The sequence below is a fragment of the Vibrio sinus genome (assembly GCF_023634645.1).
GTDB classification, from domain to species: domain Bacteria; phylum Pseudomonadota; class Gammaproteobacteria; order Enterobacterales; family Vibrionaceae; genus Vibrio; species Vibrio sinus.
In genome coordinates, this window is sequence record NZ_JAMKMR010000003.1 from 56,934 (window position 1) to 80,462 (window position 23,529).

Annotated in this window: 25 protein-coding genes; 16 read left to right on the forward strand and 9 right to left on the reverse strand. The window is 40.8% G+C overall.

Annotated features, from left to right (window positions below; translation table 11 throughout):
• Positions 1 to 19: 19 nt before the first annotated feature.
• From M9194_RS04205 to M9194_RS04235, 7 genes are all read left to right on the forward strand, one after another.
• Complete coding sequence (locus M9194_RS04205; RefSeq protein ID WP_250611248.1) at positions 20 to 1,207, forward strand: diaminopropionate ammonia-lyase; 1,188 nt, start codon at positions 20 to 22, stop codon at positions 1,205 to 1,207.
• 9 nt (positions 1,208 to 1,216) lie between these two features.
• A complete protein-coding gene (locus M9194_RS04210; protein ID WP_250611250.1) occupies positions 1,217 to 1,759 on the forward strand; it encodes an amidohydrolase in 543 nt (180 codons plus the stop codon).
• 18 nt (positions 1,760 to 1,777) lie between these two features.
• Positions 1,778 to 2,383 carry a M20/M25/M40 family metallo-hydrolase gene (locus M9194_RS04215; RefSeq protein WP_348772033.1) on the forward strand — a complete coding sequence of 202 codons (606 nt, stop codon included), beginning with the start codon at positions 1,778 to 1,780 and terminating at the stop codon, positions 2,381 to 2,383.
• A gap of 102 nt (positions 2,384 to 2,485) precedes the next feature.
• Positions 2,486 to 3,157, forward strand: a complete 672-nt coding sequence (locus M9194_RS04220; protein WP_250611254.1) for a helix-turn-helix domain-containing protein — start codon at positions 2,486 to 2,488, stop codon at positions 3,155 to 3,157.
• Positions 3,158 to 3,170: 13 nt separating this feature from the next.
• On the forward strand, positions 3,171 to 3,911 hold the full coding sequence (locus tag M9194_RS04225) for a VUT family protein (protein ID WP_250611256.1): 741 nt from the start codon (positions 3,171 to 3,173) through the stop codon (positions 3,909 to 3,911).
• Positions 3,912 to 3,919: 8 nt separating this feature from the next.
• Positions 3,920 to 4,420 carry a hypothetical protein gene (locus M9194_RS04230; protein ID WP_250611258.1) on the forward strand — a complete coding sequence of 167 codons (501 nt, stop codon included), beginning with the start codon at positions 3,920 to 3,922 and terminating at the stop codon, positions 4,418 to 4,420.
• Entirely contained in the window at positions 4,417 to 4,941 is a 525-nt protein-coding gene (locus M9194_RS04235; RefSeq protein ID WP_250611260.1) for a hypothetical protein, read from the forward strand. Before M9194_RS04230 ends, M9194_RS04235 begins: the two co-directional genes overlap by 4 nt.
• 221 nt (positions 4,942 to 5,162) lie before the next feature.
• Here the strand turns inward: M9194_RS04235 and M9194_RS04240 are convergent, their stop codons facing one another.
• Positions 5,163 to 6,128 carry an OmpA family protein gene (locus tag M9194_RS04240; RefSeq protein WP_250611262.1) on the reverse strand — a complete coding sequence of 322 codons (966 nt, stop codon included), beginning with the start codon at positions 6,126 to 6,128 and terminating at the stop codon, positions 5,163 to 5,165.
• 366 nt (positions 6,129 to 6,494) lie between these two features.
• Here M9194_RS04240 and M9194_RS04245 point away from each other — a divergent pair, with 366 nt between their 5' ends.
• Positions 6,495 to 7,010, forward strand: coding sequence for a VOC family protein (locus M9194_RS04245; protein ID WP_250611264.1), 516 nt, complete (start codon positions 6,495 to 6,497; stop codon positions 7,008 to 7,010).
• 18 nt (positions 7,011 to 7,028) lie between these two features.
• On the opposite strand, the gene M9194_RS04250 is transcribed toward M9194_RS04245, so the two are convergent.
• Complete coding sequence (locus M9194_RS04250; protein ID WP_250611266.1) at positions 7,029 to 7,757, reverse strand: helix-turn-helix transcriptional regulator; 729 nt, start codon at positions 7,755 to 7,757, stop codon at positions 7,029 to 7,031.
• Positions 7,758 to 7,859: 102 nt separating this feature from the next.
• On the opposite strand from M9194_RS04250, the gene M9194_RS04255 reads away from it, so the two are divergent.
• A complete protein-coding gene (locus M9194_RS04255; RefSeq protein ID WP_250611268.1) occupies positions 7,860 to 8,177 on the forward strand; it encodes a DUF7709 family protein in 318 nt (105 codons plus the stop codon).
• 120 nt (positions 8,178 to 8,297) lie between these two features.
• On the opposite strand, the gene M9194_RS04260 is transcribed toward M9194_RS04255, so the two are convergent.
• The 3 genes from M9194_RS04260 to M9194_RS04270 all read right to left on the reverse strand — a co-directional run bounded on the left by M9194_RS04260 (position 8,298) and on the right by M9194_RS04270 (position 11,516).
• A complete protein-coding gene (locus M9194_RS04260) occupies positions 8,298 to 8,933 on the reverse strand; it encodes an outer membrane beta-barrel protein (RefSeq protein WP_250611270.1) in 636 nt (211 codons plus the stop codon).
• A gap of 82 nt (positions 8,934 to 9,015) precedes the next feature.
• Positions 9,016 to 9,654, reverse strand: a complete 639-nt coding sequence (locus M9194_RS04265) for an outer membrane protein (RefSeq protein ID WP_250611272.1) — start codon at positions 9,652 to 9,654, stop codon at positions 9,016 to 9,018.
• Positions 9,655 to 9,935: 281 nt separating this feature from the next.
• Positions 9,936 to 11,516, reverse strand: a complete 1,581-nt coding sequence (locus M9194_RS04270) for a S8 family peptidase (protein WP_250611274.1) — start codon at positions 11,514 to 11,516, stop codon at positions 9,936 to 9,938.
• Positions 11,517 to 12,213: 697 nt separating this feature from the next.
• On the opposite strand from M9194_RS04270, the gene M9194_RS04275 reads away from it, so the two are divergent.
• The 7 genes from M9194_RS04275 to M9194_RS04305 all read left to right on the forward strand — a co-directional run bounded on the left by M9194_RS04275 (position 12,214) and on the right by M9194_RS04305 (position 20,809).
• Entirely contained in the window at positions 12,214 to 12,942 is a 729-nt protein-coding gene (locus M9194_RS04275) for a winged helix-turn-helix domain-containing protein (protein WP_250611276.1), read from the forward strand.
• Positions 12,943 to 13,355: 413 nt separating this feature from the next.
• Positions 13,356 to 14,594: a LysM peptidoglycan-binding domain-containing protein gene (locus M9194_RS04280; protein WP_250611278.1), complete on the forward strand. Its 1,239-nt coding sequence runs from the start codon at positions 13,356 to 13,358 to the stop codon at positions 14,592 to 14,594.
• Between the two features lie 32 nt (positions 14,595 to 14,626).
• Positions 14,627 to 16,117: a hypothetical protein gene (locus M9194_RS04285; RefSeq protein ID WP_250611280.1), complete on the forward strand. Its 1,491-nt coding sequence runs from the start codon at positions 14,627 to 14,629 to the stop codon at positions 16,115 to 16,117.
• A 9-nt stretch (positions 16,118 to 16,126) separates the two neighbouring features.
• A complete protein-coding gene (locus M9194_RS04290) occupies positions 16,127 to 17,437 on the forward strand; it encodes a hypothetical protein (RefSeq protein WP_250611282.1) in 1,311 nt (436 codons plus the stop codon).
• A 132-nt stretch (positions 17,438 to 17,569) separates the two neighbouring features.
• Positions 17,570 to 17,977 carry a hypothetical protein gene (locus tag M9194_RS04295; RefSeq protein ID WP_250611284.1) on the forward strand — a complete coding sequence of 136 codons (408 nt, stop codon included), beginning with the start codon at positions 17,570 to 17,572 and terminating at the stop codon, positions 17,975 to 17,977.
• Positions 17,978 to 17,995: 18 nt separating this feature from the next.
• Positions 17,996 to 19,474: a GspE/PulE family protein gene (locus tag M9194_RS04300; RefSeq protein ID WP_250611286.1), complete on the forward strand. Its 1,479-nt coding sequence runs from the start codon at positions 17,996 to 17,998 to the stop codon at positions 19,472 to 19,474.
• Positions 19,475 to 19,555: 81 nt separating this feature from the next.
• Positions 19,556 to 20,809, forward strand: a complete 1,254-nt coding sequence (locus M9194_RS04305; protein WP_250611288.1) for an ATPase, T2SS/T4P/T4SS family — start codon at positions 19,556 to 19,558, stop codon at positions 20,807 to 20,809.
• 78 nt (positions 20,810 to 20,887) lie between these two features.
• On the opposite strand, the gene M9194_RS04310 is transcribed toward M9194_RS04305, so the two are convergent.
• From M9194_RS04310 to M9194_RS04325, 4 genes are read right to left on the reverse strand one after another with little or no spacing between them, the layout of a single operon-like run.
• On the reverse strand, positions 20,888 to 21,961 hold the full coding sequence (locus M9194_RS04310) for a hypothetical protein (RefSeq protein WP_250611290.1): 1,074 nt from the start codon (positions 21,959 to 21,961) through the stop codon (positions 20,888 to 20,890).
• A 24-nt stretch (positions 21,962 to 21,985) separates the two neighbouring features.
• Positions 21,986 to 22,300 carry a hypothetical protein gene (locus tag M9194_RS04315; RefSeq protein ID WP_250611292.1) on the reverse strand — a complete coding sequence of 105 codons (315 nt, stop codon included), beginning with the start codon at positions 22,298 to 22,300 and terminating at the stop codon, positions 21,986 to 21,988.
• Complete coding sequence (locus tag M9194_RS04320; RefSeq protein WP_250611294.1) at positions 22,297 to 23,118, reverse strand: prepilin peptidase; 822 nt, start codon at positions 23,116 to 23,118, stop codon at positions 22,297 to 22,299. The genes M9194_RS04315 and M9194_RS04320 overlap by 4 nt, the downstream gene beginning before the upstream one ends.
• On the reverse strand, positions 23,112 to 23,507 hold the full coding sequence (locus M9194_RS04325) for a hypothetical protein (protein ID WP_250611296.1): 396 nt from the start codon (positions 23,505 to 23,507) through the stop codon (positions 23,112 to 23,114). The genes M9194_RS04320 and M9194_RS04325 overlap by 7 nt, the downstream gene beginning before the upstream one ends.
• Positions 23,508 to 23,529: the final 22 nt, after the last annotated feature.

Genomic DNA, 23,529 nt, shown 5'->3' on the forward strand with positions numbered 1-23,529 from the left:
CGTTTTAAGAGAAGTGACTATGATATTTAAAAATCCCAATGCAACGCATACTCCTTATGATATTGAGCTGGCGAAAGTGCTAAACAAAGAAGCGGCTCAGAAAAGCAAACAGTGGCTATCCAGTTGGCCTTTACTAAATTCGAGTGCCACACCACTCTGGTCATTGGCCGGAACTGCCGATGATTTAGGCATTGAAACGCTTTGGATAAAAGATGAGTCTAAACGCTCTAAACTTGGAAGCTTCAAAGCGTTAGGCGCTCCTAATGCTCTGATAAATTTAGTTCTTAAACATTTCCCAACACTTGAGGCGGAAAAAATCCTACTGGGCGAATATCGAGAACTACTTGCAGACTTTGCTGTGGTCAGTGCTACTGACGGTAATCACGGACGCGCATTAGCAGCAGCGGCGCAATCGAGTGGTTGCCCTTGCACCATTGTGATTCATGCACAGGTAAGCCAAGAAAGGGAAGAGGCCATTGCTGAGTATGGTGCAACCATGGTTCGTATCACTGGGAACTACGATGAGTCGGTAGAAGAAGCCGACCGCATTGCGAAAAATAATGGCTGGATAGTTGTCTCGGATACGTCGTATGACGGATACACGGAAATACCAAGAGATGTTATGCAGGGTTATGGTGTTATGGCAGCGGAAACTGCTGAGCAACTAGGGGCGCTAGAGCAGAAACCAACTCATATTGTTCTTCAAGGGGGCGTTGGCGGCTTAGCAGCTGGTGTGTTCAGTTATTTCTGGGAGCAATACGGAACTGAACGCCCAACATTTATTGTGGTTGAACCAAGCCAAGCAGACTGTTTATACCAAAGTGCTATTCAGGGAAAACCCTCATCAGCAACAGGATCTGTAGATTCCGTGATGGCGGGACTTGCCTGTGGTAAAACCTCAAAAATTGCCTGGGATTTTCTACAGCCAAGCGTGGATTATTTCACTCTTATTGAAGATCAGGAAGCGATCGACAGCATGGTACACCTTGCTCATGGCAAATATGACGACACGCCAATTGTTGGTGGTGAATCCGGGGTGGCAGGGTTAGCACTACTGACCAAGCTGGCAAAGCAGAATCAGCTCGAAGCGCTGGGCCTCGACGCGGACTCGAAAGTTCTAATCGTTAATACAGAAGGTGCCACTGCACCAGGTCTATTCGAAGAACTTACAGATATTACGGTAGAAGAAATTATTGCGAAACAATAAGGAATGGATATGTCATCGAGTGAATCGTTTAAAAATCTGTTGATGGGCTGGCGTCACCATTTACATCAGCACCCTGAGACCGGTTTTGAAGAATATAAGACTGCTGAATTTGTTACTCAAACTCTATTAGATATGGGGCTAGAAGTAACCACGGGAATAGGAGGGACGGGATTAATTGCAAGTATTAGTCGGGGAGCAAGTAACAAAGCTATTGCTATTCGAGCTGATATGGACGCCCTAAATATTTGTGAGGCATCGAATGAGCGTTACTATGCTTCTCAGCATCAGGGTAAGATGCATGCGTGCGGTCACGACGGGCATATGGCTATGGTACTCGGCGCCGCAAAACTACTTACAGATAATCCTGATTTTGATGGCACGGTGCGTTTCTTATTTCAGCCAGCAGAAGAGCATGGTCGAGGAGCGAAAGCAATGATGGCTGATAGAGTGTTCGAGCGCTTTCCAGTGGATGCCATCTTTGGCGGTCACAATATGCCTGGCATCCCCTTAGGGACTATCGCGACTAGACCTGGCGGTATTATGGCGAGCTAGGATAACTTTGAAATAACCATTCAAGGTAGTGGTACTCATGCTGCACGTCCACACATGGGTAATGATCCGATGGTTATCGCGGCAAATATAGTGTTAGCTTTGCAAACAATTGTGTCTCGGAATGTGGACCCAAGCCAGCCGGCAGTTGTGTCCTGTACTGAAATCTTAACAGATGGATTACGTAACGCCATTCCGGGAAATGTGGTCATTAAGGGCGACACTCGTAGCTATTCTAAAGAGATTCAAGCGCTACTTGAAGAGCGTATACGTACGATTGTTAAAGGGGTTTGTGAAGCGCACAATGCGAGTGGAACGGTTTCCTATACTCATGAGTTTGCTCCGACAGTAAACACGCAGGAATACGTCAGCTTAGCGGTAGAGGCGGCAGTACAAGTCGTGGGGAAAGAAAATGTTGAAGACGATATCCAACCCATGATGATTTCAGAAGACTTTGGTGCTTTTCTACAAAAAGTACCAGGTAACTTTGTCTTCTTTGGTAATGGTATTCAAAAAGGCCAGGGCGGTACGCCTCTACATAGCGCTCACTATGATTTCAATGACGAGCTACTCGTTGTCGGAGCAAACTACTTCGCGACTATTGCTAAGGGTGCATTATCTACATAAGGGCTAGAGCGCTACATATGCACATATAAGCACAAAAGTATTGTAGTCGAAAAACACTTTTGTTAGCATAATCAGCCACATTCGAAACTAAGCATGAAATAGATGACCAGGATGTTAGGTGTTATCAAAGGAAAGGCAACGGAAGGATATTGTTCTACCCATGTCGCCTCGTTGCTACGCGGTATCATGCTGCAAAAGCGGATCACTTATGCCCAATTGTCTGAGATGACAGGGTTATCAGATGCTGCCATTCAAAAAATAGTCAAAGGAAAGACCACCAATCCAGGAATTGAAACGCTACTCAAGCTTGTTCACGCGCTGGGATTGAGTTTATCGGATGTAGTAAGTGTATCTACGATGGAGTCTGCTGAGAAAGTGCGCGTTGTTGAGCTCGACCAACTTCTCACCATGAGCAGCCGCCAAGAAGTGGAGGTTTTGGTTAAATCCTCTCCGATTTCAACAGATTTAACGGATGTTGATGTCGTGGCTCCGTTGCAGCATGAACTCTACTTTTCGGCCAGAGTTGATCAACGGCTGTCCGATTTCATAAGAAAAAAACAGGGCTATAGCGCGAGCCTAATGATTTTCTCCTTTACCCAGCAAGAAATAAAGGCTGGTCAGTTTGTATTGCTCCAGCAAAAAGGAAGTTGCGTATTTGCCTATATACTAAAAGTGATGGGTGATAGCTTCATTTTTGAGGAGCCTTTAAATAATGACTATGGATGCTCGGCTGCCGCTGACATCCTAGCTCATTGTGTTTCACTTAAACGTTAAGCGAGTTTGTTAAATGGAGTCTTCTCTCACACCGGATCAGCGTGCCCGTAAGCTGGAAAAAGAGTACAGCATCTACAACCTTCTGGTGGTATTTCTCATTATCCTGCAGTTGGTCTGCGATATCATTATACCAATCACATTGAAAACCCCAGTGTTGATCGCCCCAATTTCTGCGGTGTTCTTTATGTTTTCGTTTTTGGTATCCGACATATTAACGGATAATTTCGGTTTTGAGCGGGCAGTGAAAGCGACATTTTTCTCATGTGTGGCACAAGTGATATTTTGCGTGATACTAGGGCTGGCCATTTATGTGCTGCCAACCGATTTTCACGGAGAACAACACAGGCAAGCTTATCTCTACATATTTAGCTTTGTAAATATCATCGTCGTCAGCTCAATCATTAGTAGTCTTGCGTCTAAAGCACTGAATGACTACCTGATGTCAAAAATGCGTGATTTCTATTTCAACATCCATTTCATTTGGCGCTCCATCATTTCTACAGTAATCGGTGAAACGCTAATGCTTAATATTGCCTACAATATTACCTTCTTCGGCCGATATAGCTTTCTTCATATTCAAGGCATGATCCTATCTTCAATGGCAATTAAATTTGTCGGTGCGGTTATCTTGGCGGTACCTGGATACATGATTTCCAAGTGGTTAAGCCGCCATATCGAGTTACTGAAACCAGAGACCAAGCCTCGCCGATATAACTACTGGGCAGCTCTTGGTCGAGCTGTAACATTAAGGTAGGAACAGGAATGTTTAGGGTGTTGAAGAAGTGGTTAACAGACACAAAGAAAGAGGCCGGTGTTGACGCCGAACTCTACGGTGACCCACTTTTGCAAGATGGTGAACTTTACTTCGAAGTTAAGCTTGCTGGGTTAACGCAGCTACAGCGATACTCTGCAAAAGAGATTCTTACTTCAAGAGCGCGTCACTTCTCAAGGAATGATATTCGACATGCTGCCACCATTTGGGCGAATAAAAATAAACGCTGCACGATCCGAGGGACTAGCAGTGTTGGAGCGATTAAGTGCTTCAATATTTTAGACAACCTAACCGACGAAGTGCATGTTATACCTGAATTTGACCGCGAGGCGATCGATGATCTTGGCGGTATCAACAATTTTTCATCTGAAGATGCATATGCAATTGGTATGGCTCAAGCAAAATTCGAGTTTGAGCAAACTTCTGCGCAGCTTGATGAGATAATTGCGAACATGACACGAAGCAAAACCACACTAAGGATAATCAAATGACGTTTGCGATATGGGCTATCCCATCTGAACCAAGCCTGAGCAGGCTACAATCGATAATCAATCGCCTAGCAAGTGAGATGAATACGCCGTCCTTTTTACCTCATGTCACCATGTTCATCGGTGAAACCGAGCAAGCAGAACTCATAACACGCTTCACAACCGTTGTCGATCAGCTGCCATTATTATTATCTCCCTGTACTCGGGTTGATGGGGACGACTTTATATTCAAATTTCTCTATATGCAGCTGCAAAAAAATGACGCTTTGATATCTGGCAACTCTCGCTTTGCAACATTAGATGCCAATTCGGACTATGCGTTTAATCCGCATCTGAGTTTGGCCTATAACGACAATATTATGTGTGCAAAGCAAGAAAGTATTAATGCTCTAAATCTAGAATTAGAAGGACTGGAGATTGAAATCGATCGTTACCAGTTGATCCGAAGTGGTGACATCAGACCTTGTTTGCAGTCAATAGCCACATGGGATGTGATTGCCGATCAAAAAATAGACGTGATGTAACAGAGGAAGACGTGCGCCGTGGGGTATAGATATGATGAGCTGATGCCCCACGCGTTTTTAGTTTTCATGCTATGCACTTTCTATAGCACAACGTAGGAGAGTGTATAGCGCGACACTTTTGTCAAAGAGTGTCGCTTTTTATAGCCAACTTACAATTATTGCCCTCTTGCTTTTATTGGGCTTTGTCTGCCCACGGTTTCGTGGGCTTTTTTTCGCGCAGCTTACTCCTGATATTCAAATTCAGGTACAGAAATTTCAACCCGGCGGTTTTTTGCACGACCTTCAGGTGTTGCATTGCTTGCTACCGGATCACTTTCTCCTTTACCAATTACCGTTAATCGGCTGGCGTTAATACCGCGTTCGGTAAGTGCTGTTGCCACGGCTTGAGCCCGCTTCTCTGACAATATTTGATTGTAACGCTCTGCGCCTGATGAATCCGTATAGCCAATAATATCGGCTTTAGCTTGGGGGTATTTATTTAGAAGTGACACTAGCTCGTTAAGTTGACCAAGGCTCTCAGGTTTTAGTTGGCTACTATTAGATTCAAACGTGTTATTGCTCAACAAAGTAGTTTTAAAGGTTTTCATTTGCACAGGTTTAGCGGGCACTTCTTGAGCAGGCTTTTCTTTGACCTTTTCTTGGACTACCGCGGCTGGCTGTTGTCCCTCATTACCTCCAAATCGATAAGAAAACCCAACATAGGCAGTATTCGCCGACGCGCGAACAATATCATTATTGATGTCGGTTAACTTTTGATATTCAACTCGTACTGAACCTCTGTCTATGACATTAAACTCGACACCTAGAGCGCCCAAAAACGACTCATCATTTTTGTTGCCATAGTGTACGTAAGCTCCCCCAAGCTTGCCGTATAAGCTGACAGCATCATTAAGGGCGTAGTTCACTTTAGGTGCTAAGGTAAAAGCATAAACGCTATCATCTGGCAGGCCTGCACCAGTAAACTTTCCTAGGTAGTCGTAACCTGCTTCCAAGGCTAGATACTTATTAAGTTCGTATCCACCAAAAATACCCAGAGACGCTGAATTGTCGTCATCACATGTATAGCCAGTTGTGCATTCATCATTTAGCCAACTGTATCCAAGCTTGGCACCTACATATGGTAAGGCATTGGCCGTACCGCTCAAGATGACAAATGATGTAGACACTACCATTGCTAGCTTTTTCATTATCAATTCCTTTTACCAATTGTTTTTGTTTTTTGAAATCCACATTGTAATCAATTAGTTGTGCACGATACGTCGTATAGGTCTCAATTATCGTTCATGATGCTGCTGCAGTAAATCCAATTTACTTCAATTAGCTCCAGTACCTCATATCTTCTAATACGGCGATATCTTTCTCATATCAGGTCTTATCTCCAAAAAGAAAAATTTATCAAGCTGAGGGGCGTTATTACGTTGGCGTATAAACAAAGCCAGTTGGCATAATACAGGAATAACGAACAAAAAAATCCTTTTAATATAACCGCATACCAAGGTGATGGTCACTTTGGTATTCATTAAAGACCGTTTATATATTAGGAGAGAGAAAATATGGAAGCACTTTTCCACTATGCACTTCGCCCCGTTGTTGATATTGAGCCTTTGTTAGCGTTTTATAGAGATAAGCTTAAGATGGATTGCAAACTGGTCACTGTGAATGGTGATGAAAAACAGCTATATGTGGATTTTTTTGGTCATAACTTAGCGTTTGCTGAGAACAAAAAGCATGAAGTTAAGACAGCAAAATACAGTGCCGATGAACTACAACGAATGCGAAAGGAAAATTTCGTTCCTGATACGCACTTTGGTGTCTTTTTTCAAGATAACGGCTATTCACAGTTCAAAGAAATCATTCGAACTGTGGAAAGTTCGGGTATTAAATATTTGGTTCACCCAACGGTTTGTGAGCAAGGTACATCGAGTGAACAAGCATTTTTCTTCATTCAAGATCCGGAGCTGAACATCATTGAAATCAGAGCACTCACTAAACAATTTGACTTAAACAATGTGGAGAATAATTTACAAAATGATAAGACAAAACGTAATGTGCTTTTCTCTCCAAGTTAGCGGTTCCAACTAACTTCATCATTCAAAATATTGGCTGGGGGTGCTCCCAAAGCGTTTCTTAAATGCGGTGATGTAGCTGCTTGTATTATCGTAGCCGCATTCGAGAGCAACACTTGTTACTGGGTTGCCTTTAGCTAATAAGGGCAGTGAGCTAATGAGTTTAGCTTGCTGCCTCCATGCCCCAAAACTCATGCCGGTTTGCGACTTGAATAATCGACTTAACGTTCGTGTACTCAAGCCATATTCATGGGCTAACTCGGGCTGAAGGCGCTCATCATCTGGAAACGTGAGTAAAAGATCCGCGATTTTTCTCACTCGTTTATCTTCAGGAAGAGGCAAGAATAGATCGCAAGAAGGGGAATCATGTATCTCATCCAAAAGCACTTGAAATCGACGCTGCTGCGCGGTGTCGGCGATCGTAAAATCTGACAAGAGTAGCCGATTGAGTAAAGCGTGGATGAGCTCATTTGTTCGTACCAACTTGGATGAAGTTGGCAGCCCCGAAAAATGTTCAGTTTGTATGTAGAGGATGTTGACGTCCACACTGGAAATGATGCGAGCACTATGTTCAACCGATGGAGATATCCAGCCCAAGCAACCATTGGTCACTGTCCACTGTTCACTTTTTGTTTCTACTTCAACGCAGCCACGGCATACCCAATAGACTTGGGCATAATCATGTTGATGCCAATCCGCGTTTGTGGCGGAACCGTGATGTGACTTTATCCATCTTATGGGGTTCGTCATGGCGTAATATCTAAATAAGTTGTCTTGATTTGTATATTAAGCCACTCGTAAGCAAAAGTATACTAACCCCTCAATTGCATAAACGAAGTATGAGGTATTAGTATGAAAGACAAAATGAAAGTAGAGCAGCTATCATCCGTTAATCAAAAGATCGTTGCTGATGGTGAATCTCTCCCGATTGTCATGTTTAAAGATGGGACCAAACTACCCACAGGCACGGTTGCAACCATGATCCACAATATTGATCGATACAATTCAGGAGAGCGAGCAGACGTTGAACAAGAACTAGAGCTGGCTATCCCCGTCTTATATAAACTTGGATTATTCGACTTATTTAAACCGGATGAGTGGCTATCGCAGGATAATCTGGGGCGTAATTACATTGGAAAGTTAGCAAAAACTTACGCTAATGAGGCTTAATTGAGCCACGTCTTTATGTGGGCATTGCAGAAGTTCTTCAACGTAAGTGTTGAGATATGTTAAGCCAATGCCCATTGTTTCAGCTATTTGATGAAGGCGGAAATACCTTAATAGCTTCGCCTATGAAAACGTATATTGTAAACCCAGTAAAAAGCTGCTTACCACGGGCACCGTGCTGGTACCGTTGCTGTAATGAGTATCGCCAAAGTAGTGGGTATAAGTCGCTTGTAGACTCGTCTGTGAATTAAATCGATATAGAGCACCAATACCGACGAGTGGCTTGATAGCCTCATTTTTTTGGCTTGGTTTTGTGTTCGACTGAAGGTTCGCTTTCAGCAATGCCATGCCGCCTTTCCCCATGATAGACCATCGATTATTTAAGTGGTAAGAGCCTATCTCTGCTAGATCAATGGAAGTGGTGCTTGTTTTCGAAGTATTACTGGAGCTAGAACTCCCAAAATAATTGTATGAAAGTTCGCCTAAAATATCCCAAGACTGGTTGTATTGCTGCGTGTACCCCAAACTAAGGCTACTGGCCAGGCTGTTCGAGCTTTCACCCGCTTTGAAGTCTGGAGAGGTCGGCATCTTAGTTGAAGCGACACCGAAGCTTGTTGCAACATAAACATGGCCTTTGTTACTAAATGGGGCAATTGTGCCTGCTGCACCGGGAAATGTGCTGGCGTGAGCCATCTCTATACAAGAAGTATTGAAAGCAGCTGCTAGGGCAAGCAATGGGAAATATTTTGATCTTTTCATTGGACTAACTGGGTAAAGGAAATGCTAGAAAAATTGCTTTTGGCTAAAAGTGTAAATAGCCAAAAGCAACCATGTTTATACGTTAAAATTTATAGTGGACACCAACCAGAACGTTATCGATAATTGGAATCATATAAGGAGCGGATTCGTCAAACTTTTTGTCTCCAAAATAGTGAGAATAAGTCGCCTGTAGGCTCAGGTTGTCGTTAATGCTATATCTGGCACCTACACCCATAAAAGGCTTGACATTGGATATAGCAGGAGTATCTGCATCATATTTGCTTGTCATCAGTGCGGCCCCACCTTTACCAAAAATAGACCAACGGTTGTCTATATGGTAGGAGGCTAATGTAGCAATATCGATACTAGAAGTTGTGATTGTTATACCATTTCCAAAATCGCTGTCTCCAAGGAAGTTATAGCCCACTTCTCCCCCGATGTCCCATGAGTCGTTAACTGCTTGGCTATAGCCGACGGCAAATCCAAGAGAGGTAGCGTCACTATTTTTAGGTACACCATCACCAAAATTTCGAGGAACTGATGTTGTCGCTCGACCCACACCGGCATCGAAATAAAATCGACCGACTTGAGGGCTTTGGAGTTGAGGAACATTACAATTCGTTTCTGGAGTAGAACAGTTTGAAACTCCACCAGCATAGGCGGATGTTGCAGATAAAATAGATACAAAAGCAAGGCTTTTAAAGATAAGTGTTTTTTTCATATTAGTTCTCTATATAAAATATTTTTTCTATAAAAGGAAGAATATAAGTGTTAATTGTTTTTATATTGGTTATCTCTAGTCATCGATACCTAAAATAAATTTAACTTTTAGTTCTATCAACTTAATTTAATATTAAGTTCTGCTTATTATTAGTTTGAGTAGAAGTGACTAATTTCTTTAGAGAGGGACAGGGAAGGGTTATGAAAAAAGCTAACCAATATATTTTGGTTAGCTTTTAAATTTTAAAATCTAAAATATTTGTTATGAAGTTGCATTATTTGTTAATACTTTGCTTCCAATGAAACGCCACTGTAGGAACTATATCCATCAAGCATGACATAATAGCGGCCGGCGTTGGTGCTTTCGATAGTACACACTTCGTTGTTGCCATTTAAATAAGGCCGACAATCCCAAGAAGTCTTGCTAGGTTTGGTGCCAAAACGTACATATAAATCGGCGTCACCGAAGCCACCATGAATACGAACCGTTAAGCTTTTATTGGCAGGTACATCGATATAGTAGTGCTGTTGCTCATTTTTGTTGGCGCTTAAATCAGGTTTGGGAACGCCGTTGCTAAGCTCGTCATCGGGAGCTGGGTTGCCACAGTCAGGCTCACAACTACTATCGGCTAAACTAAATAGGAGCTTATTGGCGGTGCCTCTTGTATCCGTGACCTTATCGATGCTTGCCCGAGTATCAATAAGAGAGGCAAGTTGGCTGGGGGTTAATGTACTGTCTTCTTGCAAATATAATGCAGCGACACCTGCGACATGGGGAGTGGCCATCGATGTACCACTGATTGTACGATACCCGCCATCATACCAGGCGGATTTTATGCTTGACCCCGGTGCAAAGATATCAACACAGCTGCCCCAATTGGAAAAGCTTGAGCGGCCATCATTACTCATTGTAGATCCTACCGTGACACCAGTAGGTTCACGTGCAGGAGAATAATTACAGGCACTAGCATTAGAATTCCCCGCCGCTAACATAAAGCTCACGCCAGATTTTACGGCATTGGCCACCGCAATATCTAAGGCATTGGAAGCGCCTCCGCCCAAGCTCATATTTGCAACTGCTGGCTTGTTGGCGTTTGAGGCCACCCAGTCGACACCACTGATCACGCCAGAAGTGGTACCTGAGCCATTACAGCCTAATACCCGGACACCCACAATATCGACTTTTTTGGCAACGCCGTACAGCTGTCCACCAATCGTGCCTGCGACATGGGTGCCATGTCCATTACAGTCAGTAGAGTCATAATCATTGTCGACGAAATCATAGCCATTATGAGCACGCCCTCCAAACTCTGTGTGAGTTGTAGTAACACCAGTATCAATAACATAGGCCGTTACTCCAGTGCCGTCATAGCTATAGTGGTAATTGTTATTAAGTGGTAGCGATCTTTGATCGATTCGGTCTAAACCCCAGACAGGGTTAGATTGATCTGATTCAATTGCAGAGATGGGGTCGAGCGAAATGATTTGGTCTTGTTCAATAAACTCGACCATATCGTCCGAGCGAAGCATTTTGAGTTGTTCTTTTGTTAATGTAGCGACAAATCCGCTTAAAGAATGATGAAACATCTTGCCGACTTCAAAGGCATATTGGTTCGACAAGTTTGCCGCCGCTTTCTGAGTAAACAGTTGTAATGATTGCTGATCATTTTTCAGCATGGCTGGCGTTTTAAGAACGATAATATACGTGTTTTTTATCCCTATATTGGTTGGTGCGATGAACAGTGGGGCTAGCGTCGGAGCGTTCGACGCTATGCGCTCTTTCTCGTTTTGCTGTGCTAACGTCAAGGTTGAAACTAATGAAAGCGTTGAAGCGATATAGCAGGTGAGTATTGGCCTAAACATATCGATTTCCTTTTAATAGTTAAATCTTGCAAAAGTAGCTTACGACAAACAACAAGCATGGCTTTGTGAGTCACATGGGCTTCACAGTGCAAAATGTACAACAATATGAAACCCGTTTCTTAGTGATGGTTAAGTAAATAGAGTGTTTTGGGACGAGATTGCAATTCGCTGGAACAAGTAGAGCGATATCGCATTACAGATGGAACGAAAATCAAGGTTTGTATTGTACTTTAGATAAAAACTCGGTGTTACAATATTGAATATGCCCACTGATGATTACTTTTTACTTATGAATGTTACTTTAGTGTGACAATATTATTATTGATTCATATAAAATATTGCCACAAAATATCAGAGCCTTATCAATAATTATCAAATCAAGGATTATGAGATATAAAATTGATTAAATATCGAACATTGTGATGTGAGGAAGAAATTCAAGCCTCAACGTTATTTATTGATATTTGGTGAGTTTTGCATATGGACTGGAAATTAAAATGCATCAATTTAAATAAAAATAGATACCTATCATTATTTAATTAATTTTATTGATGCAAGCCAAAATACCTTGTAAAAAATTAATATGTCACTGCTTTATTATGAGATTTATTTCGTATTTTACGCTTAGTGGTGGCATGGTTTATATAGGATGAAGTCCATTAGTAATTAACTATTGCATACAAATATAGGTATTAGCATGGATAGAAAGAAAATAAAAAAAATGATGATTGTTAATAATGATGTCAGTTTAATTGATGAACTAACTGAGGTTCTCAACGCTAGACATAACGTTAACGTTGCTAGATATACGTCAGGTGAATCGGCATTAAAAGCTCTGGAAAGATACCACTTCGATTACGCGTTAATTAGCTTGACACTACCAGATACAGACGGACATCAGTTATGTAAAGAAATGCGCAAGGTGTCTTGCATTCCACTTATCATGACAACAGATATCGATGACATGTCGGAGAAGCTGTTAGCTTTTCATGTGGGCTGTGACGACTATATGGTGAAACCGATCAATGTCAATGAACTTGTTGCTAGATATAAAGTGATAGAAAATAGAATGTACCACTTTGAAACTAAGGTAAAGCATCGTAATGACATCTTCGTTTTTTCTGATTGGGAGTTAAATACAGCAACATATATGTTGAAATCTCAACTAAGTCAGACAGAAGAATCCATCTCTTCTGCCGATTTTAAGTTACTTAAAGCATTTATTGACCATTCTGGCCGAGTGTTAAGTAGAGATTTTCTTATTGAGTGTACTAAAAACCGTTCCAGAGATGTATTTGATCGTTCAATCGATGTCAGAGTAAGCTTGCTGAGAAAACGCTTAGAAATCAACCCTTCTTCACCTAAAATCATCAAAACCGTTCATAATCAAGGGTATATGTTTTTGCCCAAAGTAGAGAAAATGTAATTGAATAATAATCGTCTTGTAGTTTTGGACTTAACCCCGTCTTTTCAAATTTCAAAAGCATAAATCACGTTATTTTATCCCTTTTTGGTTGGGCTTTGTCGGTTATCGTCATTCACCCACTGAATGCTTTTGTTGTGACTGTACTAAAATATAGAAAACTCTTAATGAACAGGGCGCTTTCGCGTGCTGTTCATCTTATCTATCTCTCTAAAATTTGCATATAGTCGTAGCTTGGGTCCCTCAGACACTGGAAGTTTACATTCTGAGTTAGTCAATAAACAACTCAGTAACAATTATAAAAATTCACTTTACGCTGACTTTCTAATATCGCTGACAAATCACCAAAATAGAGTTAGTGAATAATGAAACTAAAGCACATTGTTTTCTCTATAGGGTTGGGTTCTTGCACTTGTATGGCGAACCCAGTAACCCCGCCTACTAGTGAAACGACACCCTTAACAAACAACCAGCAACCAGATAACGCTGGGTTAAGTAGCTACGATCTAATAAAGCAACAATACCAAACCTCTCAGCTTGATTATCAAAAAGCGCAACAAGAAAGTTTAACGGCTTATCAAAATGCGGAAAAAGCGCGAACCAAATATAAACAGATACAGCAGAAATATAGGCAGGCGGAAAGCGCAGAAAATGCTCGAGCCTATCAACAAGCTCAGCAGCAGTTTTTGCTCGCGCAAAAGAAATTTGCTAGTGCTAAGCAAAAGTATGAACAAGAACAAAATGTCGTAGGAGCTCAACCTAGATCGGCAACCGCAACCAACGAAGTGAGCGCTTCCTTGCAACCTTCACAGTCCTACAATTCGCCCCAACTCAGTACCGTGGCACGGAAAGTGGTAAATTTGCCTCCGTCATCACAAGCTCAAGTGAATACCTATGCTTCAGCAAGCCCAAACCCTCAGCAGCAGGTACCCCAACCATACATTGCTACAGGCATTCGATATTACCCCATTACTAACGTCCCTCGTGTTGTTGAGACGAGCCAAGTATTGGGTGATATGCCCACAACAAACAGCCGCAACGAAGGTTGTTTACTCTACCCAATGGCGGGTTCAAATGGGCAAATTGTTTACTCTATGAGGTGTAATGGGGGGCAACATCACAACCTAAAGCCAGAAAAACCAATACGCAAGCGTCATTTCAGTCAACGAATTAGCGATGATCAAATCGTTGTTCAAGCAGGTGATACGGCGGTAGGTTTGGCGTATAAATACAACATATCCTTTTCTAAGTTAATTAAACTCAATGATCTAACGCCACCGTATGATATTTATACGGGAGAGAAGCTCTATATTCGAGGGCATAAGAAAAAAAGTACGCCATTAAAAAAGCCGTCGGTATATCAAAGGAAAGACAAACAGATAGTACCTTTACAGAAGCTTACAAAACCCATTAACACTTTCTCAAAAGATCACATAGCGAGAAAAGGCAGTAGTCTTCTATACAACATCAATCAAATAGCAAAGCTTTACGGTTGGACGGTTATCCCATCAGGAAACAAAGACATTATTCTGTTTGAAGATGAAAAAATAACAGGCAATGACTTTAGCTCAGATCTAAAGCAGCTCATTAAAAATTACCCTGTATCAGTCGACCTCTATAACGGGAATAAAGTTGTAAAGGTGTCCATTCAATAAAATTACTCCAATAACTGAGAATAGATGAAAGTATGTTTAATAGAAAATGGTCTTTTTTTTGTATTTCATTGGTCGTGATGTTGTCGGGATGCTCTGAAGTACAGCAAAAGCAAAAAATCGACAATCAAGTCAATAAAGCGGTAGACAAAATCAATATGAATTTTGATAAAACGCTAAAGACAGGCGACAAGTACAATACCCATAACGGATTTTATATCGAAAAGGTAATCAGAACACCTTGGTGGCTTCAATCTCATGTTGATATTAATGGGGTGTTTTCCATTGGAGATATTCTCAATCAAATATTAGCGGGGACTGAAGTCGCCGCCCAATTCCATGGTGGGGCAAACAAAAATAAAACAATAAAATTCAGTTTTTCTGGCTCTACGAGCGAAGCCTTATCCTATTTAAGCAAAAAATCGGGTTATCAAATCCTACCTAAAAATAACAGCGTGGTCATTTCTGATGTTACGACTGAAAGCTTTAGCATTAGCTCCATTCCTGGTGATTCTGACTTTGCCATCGGTAAATCTGATGATCAGTCGATAGGCAAGATATCTAGCAGCCTTGATGATAGTGGTGGGGATGGCTCTTCAGATCAATACAGTAAAGAAGCTGGGACAGTAAGCCCATGGAAAGATCTCTCAGTAGCGATAAAAACATTGTTGTCCAGCCAAGGCACATTAGCAATTTCTGAGTCGTCGTCACAAATCACGGTGACTGACCATTATGTAAACGTCAAGAAAGTGGCCGAATATTTAAAAAGCTATAACAAAGTGTTAAGCCAGCAGGTGAGTTACAAAGTTCAACTGATTACCGTCAGCATGGACGGTAGCCATCAGCGAGGGATCAACTGGAATGAGATTTTCAAAGGTACAACCTTTAAGCAGGATGGTATTCTATCTGGCATTAACCTCAGTAATCTAAATGATCAAGCGGCGTCAAGCAATACGGCTGCCTTTACTATTAGCGGAGGGAAAGCCAACAGCTTAGTACTCACTTTCCTATCTAAGCAAGGCAAAGTGTTGGAAAAAAATGAGCCTATCATGACGACACTGAACAATCGCATGGCAGAGCTTAACGAAACCACGTCGATTGCTTACGTTCAACAGATTACCAGCAATATGATGTCAGGTGGAAGTAGCACGTCGGACAGTAGTTCCATGACACCCGGTTCAATTACCGTGGGGATGCAAGCATTTATTATTCCTCATATCCAGAATAACCGTGTCTACACTAAAATTTCACTTTCTATCGCGTCGTTAGATGCCATGCCGATGGCGACAGATAATAAGTCGGGCAATAAGATGCAGCTTCCGGTCGTGAGCACCAAGAAATTTAATCAAGATGCGATTTTGTCTAACGGCGAGACTCTGGTGTTAGGTGGGTTCAAATTCAATCGAGACGCGTACAACGCAATGAAAAACTTTGGTTCAGATGCACTTGGTGCGTTTGCAAAAGCCCACGATAACCAACAATTAGTGCTGCTGATTACGCCTTATATTACACAACACCAAGGCTAGGAGAGGATAATGGAATTTAAAAACAGTCTTTTCCGAACAAAAATGAGAACAAAGGAAAAATCGAACAAGAAAGGAAATAAAAAGGACAACAAATTTATACTCGCGAGCCACAGACTTGATTTATCCAATGAAGATATCAACACAAAGTCCATCAACCAAATGGCACGAGGCAATAGAAACCATGGAAGGTTCTATTGCGTCAACGAAAAAGAGAAACAATTAGTTTTTACCAAAGAGAAAGGTTTTCTATTAGCAGAGTCTATCGCTGAGTATAAACAGCATCCACACAAGTTTATGTACATTGAAAAAAATGAAGACACGTACACTTTAGTCTCTATCTATAATGGGAATGTGTTCTTTGATGGCGAGTTAGATCAAGAAAGCCAAATTATAGGCCAGATTGAGATATTGGAAAATTTGGATGAGATCCCAATGACCATCTCGATATTTGGCATTGAAGATGTTTCCTTTATTGATGTGGATAGTCACACCATTTCAATTGATGTGCTTGATAGTTCAATTTGCTCTTCACTTAAAGGTAATAAGCTATATCTCTCGCAAGATCCTGCGGAACGGAATAAACGAAAACGAGTGATACTGCTGCTATTTATAACGGTTGTTCTCTCAATCGTGGTTTGCGTGATCTTCTATTTACACATGAAAAAAGTAGAAAGAGAGCAAGAGCTAATGCGGCAAAATATGAAGAAAGTGGACATCTATCAAGCCTACAAAAGTGCCATGGATGACTACAGTGCAACTTATATCATCACTAACTTAAGTAAGGAGTTCACTCAGTTAAACTCACAAATACACAGTGCTTGGTCGATAGGAAGAATTCAATACCAAGGTCATAAGTTCATATTTAGTGTAATGCCCAAAAAAAGTGACAGTGTTCAAATATCCATGCTTCTACACTGTGTTAAAAGCTTAGGTGGGGTTCTTTCTTGGAATCAAAGCGACTTTGGTAAGTCTGGTGCGGTGATTACCTTCTCTCCCAATCATAAGGAAAAGAAACATAAGCTGTACTACATCACACCAATTAAACCTCAAGTTATTCATTACTTTCAAAGTATGCAAATGCTATTAAAAGGGAAGATAACGGATAGTAATTATATAACTAGAAAGTTATCAAGTTATAAAAATGTTGAGATTGATACTAGCTTCAATGATCTATCTCTGAATGTGCTGAATTACATGATAACAAACCTGGACCATTATCCAGCAAAAATATCTTCGTTAGATATAACGCCAAATAACGACAATGGATCTAACTATATTAACTTTAACGTGAAATTAGTGATTAACTTTTACGGTGAGTAGTGGATTATGAAACATAACAAATTTTTCTTGGGATTGAGTATGCTTTTCGCTTCTTCTTCATTCGCAAATAACGTCGACCACGTAAAGTCATGGCCGATAAATAATAGTGTTCAGAATACATTTGATAGTCACATGCTAACTGAACGTGCAAATAAAATCGATCAGCTTCAATATAATATTAACGTGATGACACTTGAGAATAAACTATTGAAGCTTAAGTCAGAAAAACAAAATATGTTAGATAAAAACAACGATGCTAATAATAACAACTTACAACAGATGATAGACAATGCTGTGCTAGAAAAAATGCATACCCCTCAAGCCAATCATTATGTCCCTAAAAAAATCGCTAAACCTACACATATAAAGCTACTTGGCACCATTATAAATAATCAACATAGAGCAGCGAAAATCGACCTGAATGGAAAAAGCTTGCTAGTCCAACAGGGCGGGCATTTTGATGGTTACACCGTGCGGGTGGTACGAAGAAATAGCATCAGACTATCCGGAAAAAGAGCAATGACATTATCGATTAACTAACCTTAGGTGATTACGACTATGGCTTCAGAAGAACAGTATATTGACTCCTATGAAGATATTGAATTCAGCACAGAAGTGTTTTTGCCTCTCACTTCTTGGTGCATCGACAACACCAAATCTGGAGTGGTGATATTTTCTTGTGGTAACGTCATTATTTCTGAAAATAATAGACAGCAAAAAGACATGGTCATACGTGTGATGGCCAGACACTTTCTGCCCGTAAAGAGGATTTTTTTTACCAAGAACCAAGATATTTTGGATAGCTTCTTTGATGTTATGTCAGAATTTCAAGACGACAAGGTAGAAGACAAAAACACTGATAAGTCAGAGATGACAGAAGCGCAAGAGGATTTGCGCTCCATTATAAAAAGTGCCTTTGATCTTAATGTCAGTGATATTCATATTGAAGTACGCAAGAAAATAGCGAAAATCAAATTTCGTAAAGATGGCAGTATGTTTACCTTTCGTGAATGGTCAGCATCTCGGGCCACACGGATTACCTTTGTCGCGTTCAATAAAGAAAGTGACGATGTGAAAAAACACTTTAGCAGCTCGATTCCACATGATGCTTCGATGGAAATTGTCATTCAAGGGCAGCCCATCCGAGTTAGGCTAGCTAGTATTCCTGCTTATCCATATCCTGGGTTTGATATTGTGATGCGTATCTTAACGGTGCAAAACAGTATCACGGAATTGTCGGGTTTAGGCTACACGGACAACCAACTGAATCTTCTTAAAAGGAACATGAAGCGCAAAAGTGGTGCAATCATAATTGCTGGTGCCACCGGATCAGGAAAAACCACCACACTTGCCGCTTTGATCAGCAAAATACCCAAAGATAAAAAAATATACACCATTGAAGACCCAGTTGAAAAACGTTTGGCCAACGCCACACAGATCCCTACCAATAGCGATAACAGCTTGTGTACCTTCGCAGCATTAACACGGCAAACCATGAGGATGGACCCTGACTGCATTGTGATCGGTGAGGTGAGGGATGAAGACACCGCCAGCATGATGTCGAGAGCATCAATCACCGGGCACTTGGTGTTAACCACATTACATGCCAACTCGGCGATCAATATTGTATTACGTCTGAAAGATTTGGGGCTTGATACCAGTACGTTGACCGATCCCAGCTTCTTGTCAGTGCTAGGCTATCAAACCTTAGTTAAGAAGCTATGCAGTGTGTGCAAAGTTCCAGATGATGACAGTGAGGTCATAGAGAAATTTGGCAAAAACGTATACAAAAAATCAACTGGTACGCGATGTAAGCAATGTAACGGCAGCGGAATAGATGGTCGGCTGGTGATTGCAGAGCTGATTCAATTAGGCGAACAAGAATTTCAGCATATTAACAACAATACATGGTTTGAATGGCACAAACAGCTCAAACAAAGTGGCCTTACGGTGCAAGCTCAAGCGAAGAGCTATATTTCTAGTGGTGTGATCAGCCTGCACGACGCTGAGTCTTCAGTTGGCCTGCTTGATTCCTAATATTTAAATAGTTTTCATTAATCCACATTCTAAATTTTATCCGTACCCATACTTTTTCCAACCTTTAATGGGAGCATTCCTATGCAAAAAAAATTAATGGTCAACACCAGTGGTGCGCCATTACCTGAGTTTATTCGTGTCGTAGAATACGCTTTAAATAGTAACGCCTCTGATATTCATATTCATATTGGTGAGTCGGTCAGTACGATCTACTTCCGTATTTATGGCAAGATAATAAAAGCAGCGGTGGTTCATGCTGAGTACATTAATAAAATGATTGCTTCGTCGTTCAATAAACTCTCAATATCCGGCACCACCGACGGAGTATTTAACTCCACCGTAATGCAACAGGCGATTTTAAACCTTGAGCAATGCAGCTTAAGGGTGCAAACGGTCAATAATTACCCCAATGGCTATTCGGTGTTCTATCGAATTGTTCATCATGAAATGCAATATTTCTCATCTGGGGTGTCAGGGCTAGGGTATAGCCAAGAGATAGACTATGCGTTAAAAAAAGCGCTTATCAGTAACGGCGGACTTATCGCCTTTTCTGGTACCATGAACGCCGGTAAATCCACCGCGCTTCAAGCTTGTATTCATGAGATATTAGAACACTCAGAGTCGAACAATATTCTCACCATTGAATCTCCACCTGAAAGGGTGATTGAAGGCGTGACGCAAATCCCGATTCATGAGTCTGCCAAAGATACCGAAGAACAAATTGATGCCCATTATAATAGTGTGTTCAAAAGCCTACTTAGGGTCGATGCTCAAGTCATCATCCCAACAGAGGTGCGTAACAGAACCTCACTGATGTTACTGGAAAAGGCAGTAACTACAGGAAGTAAGGCCATCACCACTATTCACTCAATGGGTGTAGTTAATACCATTTCGAGAATCATTAATATGGGCGTTCACCCTAAAAACTTGGGCTCTCCAGGCTTTTTGAGCTTACTGGTTCACCAAAAACTGGCACCTAAGGTCTGTTCACACTGCGCACTGCCAATAGATGCGGAAGACAAAAGTGATATGGTGTTAGCATTGCTTGATGAAGCATTGTCGATAAGCCGCCAGTATAGTAATACAGATAAGGTCAGGTTTATTAATCCAGAAGGCTGTGAACATTGTTTGTATATGGGAATTGGTGGCCGAGCTCTGAATGCGGAATATTTAGAGCCAGATGAAGATATATTACGATCAATATTTTTACACGGTGCAGATGAGCTTTTACAACTGTGGCAAGATAAAGGCTATAAAACCATTCGAGAAAATGCGATTGACAATATGCTGTCTGGGTTGATTTCACCAGAAGTGGTGTTGGCAAACTTTCCTTAGAATAAATCAATTAAAGAAAAACCTCGCATTATATAGGCGAGGTTTTTCTGTGTATTAGGCTAAAGGGCTTCTTTATTTTTAAAAGTGAGCAAGTCGGTACAAAGTCATTTGACTACTGTCAGATAATGCACCACCGCCAGTTTTATCGCTTACAGTTTCCGTTGCAACAAAATGTTGCCCTCGATTACCAGTATCGAATTTGTGTGGGAATGTATTCGCGTCTAATTCTATGTTTCTTGGTTGGGGTTTAGTCCCTTTTATTAGAACCGAATTATCGTATTTCTTGACTAGAGTTCCATTCCGCCATACGCTGACCTCAACATTTATATTAAAAAAGCTCTGATAGAAATAACCTGGATCCCAGTACGTTAGAGTAACTTTGTTTTGAGGATATCGAAGTATGGGCATGTCATTCTTATCGTGGGGCAGATATAGCCTATAGAAAGGGTTGTTAGTATTTGGATCCAAATGTTCCGTATCTTTTCCTGAACCATATACGTATTCGGCACTAGTCATTTGGATTCCGTTTTCATCGTACGCTCGATATCCAAGTTGTTTTTTGCTGTATATTTTTAAAGAGACTTTAAGATGCCCTTCTACGAAGCATATAAGGGGTTTTGGTGGGCCTACACACCTTCTATGTTTCTTTAAGGGACCTGCTGGGTAGCTGTCAAGAAGCTTAAATGCGCCATTTATCCCCATTGTATTTCCTGGGGTTATCCAGTTTGAACCAAGAGTATTATTTTGAATGCTTGGTTTACTTCCATCAGTGCTATTAGCCATAATACCATATACGTCTCTATTGCCAAATTCAACACCCTCTTTTAGCGGTATTTTCGGATTATGATATTTAGTATCGTCTTTAATATTTTGAATATAGCGGCAATACTTAAGGGGAGCAAGACCATTGATGCCCTCGCTATATGATTTTATCATAAATATTCCTCCTTTAGGTATGGTCATGTTTTGAAGCCCATCCTGGAGTTGAAACGTTTTACCATGTTGAGCACCGCATAGGGTATTCCTCCAGTAAATCCTGGTTGTAAATGGTGCAGTTTTCCTCGCTCCATAATAAAGGTTTCCAGAAAAAGCAAAACTTGGCTGAATAAAATAAAATAAAATAGTAAGAAATAAGTATTTCTTTCGATTCATATATAATTTCCTAATATAAAGTGTTTATTTAAACCTATAGAATTTTTTTTCTAGATTTCCATCAGAGGAATAAGTGCACTTGATCTGAGCACACTCTATCTCAATAGGAGAGCCTTGATTGGATTTAATACCGATCAGCACTTCATCTTTGTCAGAGCAACTTGCTTTGCCATCTACGAACTTAGGATTGCTTTCCTTCCCGTATTGATTGCAAACTATGTTTAGATCATGAGTTGTATCTAAGGAGCCCCCAGTAGAGTCTGTGTGGCTAGCAGTGGGAGCTGCGAATGAGGCGGTGACGCTACATAGACATAGAGCTATAAATATAATAACACTCATAATGTTGCGTGTCCTATAAAAGTGAGTAGATTGGAAAGTGTGATAACAGAAAAACTTACAAATAATAAAAATGGACCAAAAGGAACTTTAATGTTGAGTGCTCTTTTCTTACTATTCATTGTGTATAGATGTGAGTATATTACTAATACTATAGATGAAATAAATAGAACAACTATGATGCCTCTTAATCCACAAAATAGCCCTAGCACACCGATAAGTTTTATATCACCAAAGCCAATGCCATTTTTTTTCATATAGATCTCATAAATAAAGTTGACAACGTATAAATAGCTTGGCGCTATAACCATACCTAATACGGCCTCTTTGGCTGAGACAAACACTCCAAAATAAGATGAGGCTATACCGACAATAAACAAAAAAAGGACTAGGAGATTGGGAAGTAAAAAGAAATAGGCATCGATTACAGATAGTGCAATTGCGAGAAAGCTAAATAGAGCTAATATCACAAACTTAATAGTTAAACCATAATAAAGAAACAGAGCAGTAGTTAATAGGGTATAGCCAATTTCAATGCTAGGATAAAGGCGATGGATCGTTTGCCCACAAAATAGGCACTCTCCTTTTGAGATAAAGTAACCTAAAATAGGTAGCTTGTTTTTCCATGGAATCGTTTCAAGGCAGTTCGTACAGTGCGAAGGTGGTGAATACAGCGTATATTTAGTTGTGGTTTTTAATCTACTCATCATTATTGGTAGGCGTGTGATCACCACACAAAGTAGGCCACTGGCAATCGCACTGCTATAGATAACCGATATCAGTATTAGGATAAATGGAATAGAATGATGCATAGTTAACATGAGGCTCCAGTAACGAGTTCTTTTCCGCAGTTTTTTTTCCATACTTGAAACTGGGAAGGAAATTTGATGTTATTGTTCATCTCATAATAACTTTTAGGGTTAATGGCTATACCAGTGGGCAGAGGTACCGGGTCTTGAGTGTCAGCGTTGTTTTCAATGCTAATGCTCGAGTTATTACGATAGTCTCCAAAACCGTTAGCGGTTCTTGCTTTCCCCTCATGATATATGCCAATCGGAAGTGTTGCCTTACTTTTGGAGAGACTCAAATTTGGTTGAGTACTACTGTCAACGTCGCCACATTGAAACTCTCCATCTGAACACCCCGCCCAAGCGAAATGACAAGTGGTCAGTAATACAATGGGTACTAAGAGATACTTGTATACATACATGTAATAATACCTTAATTAAGGA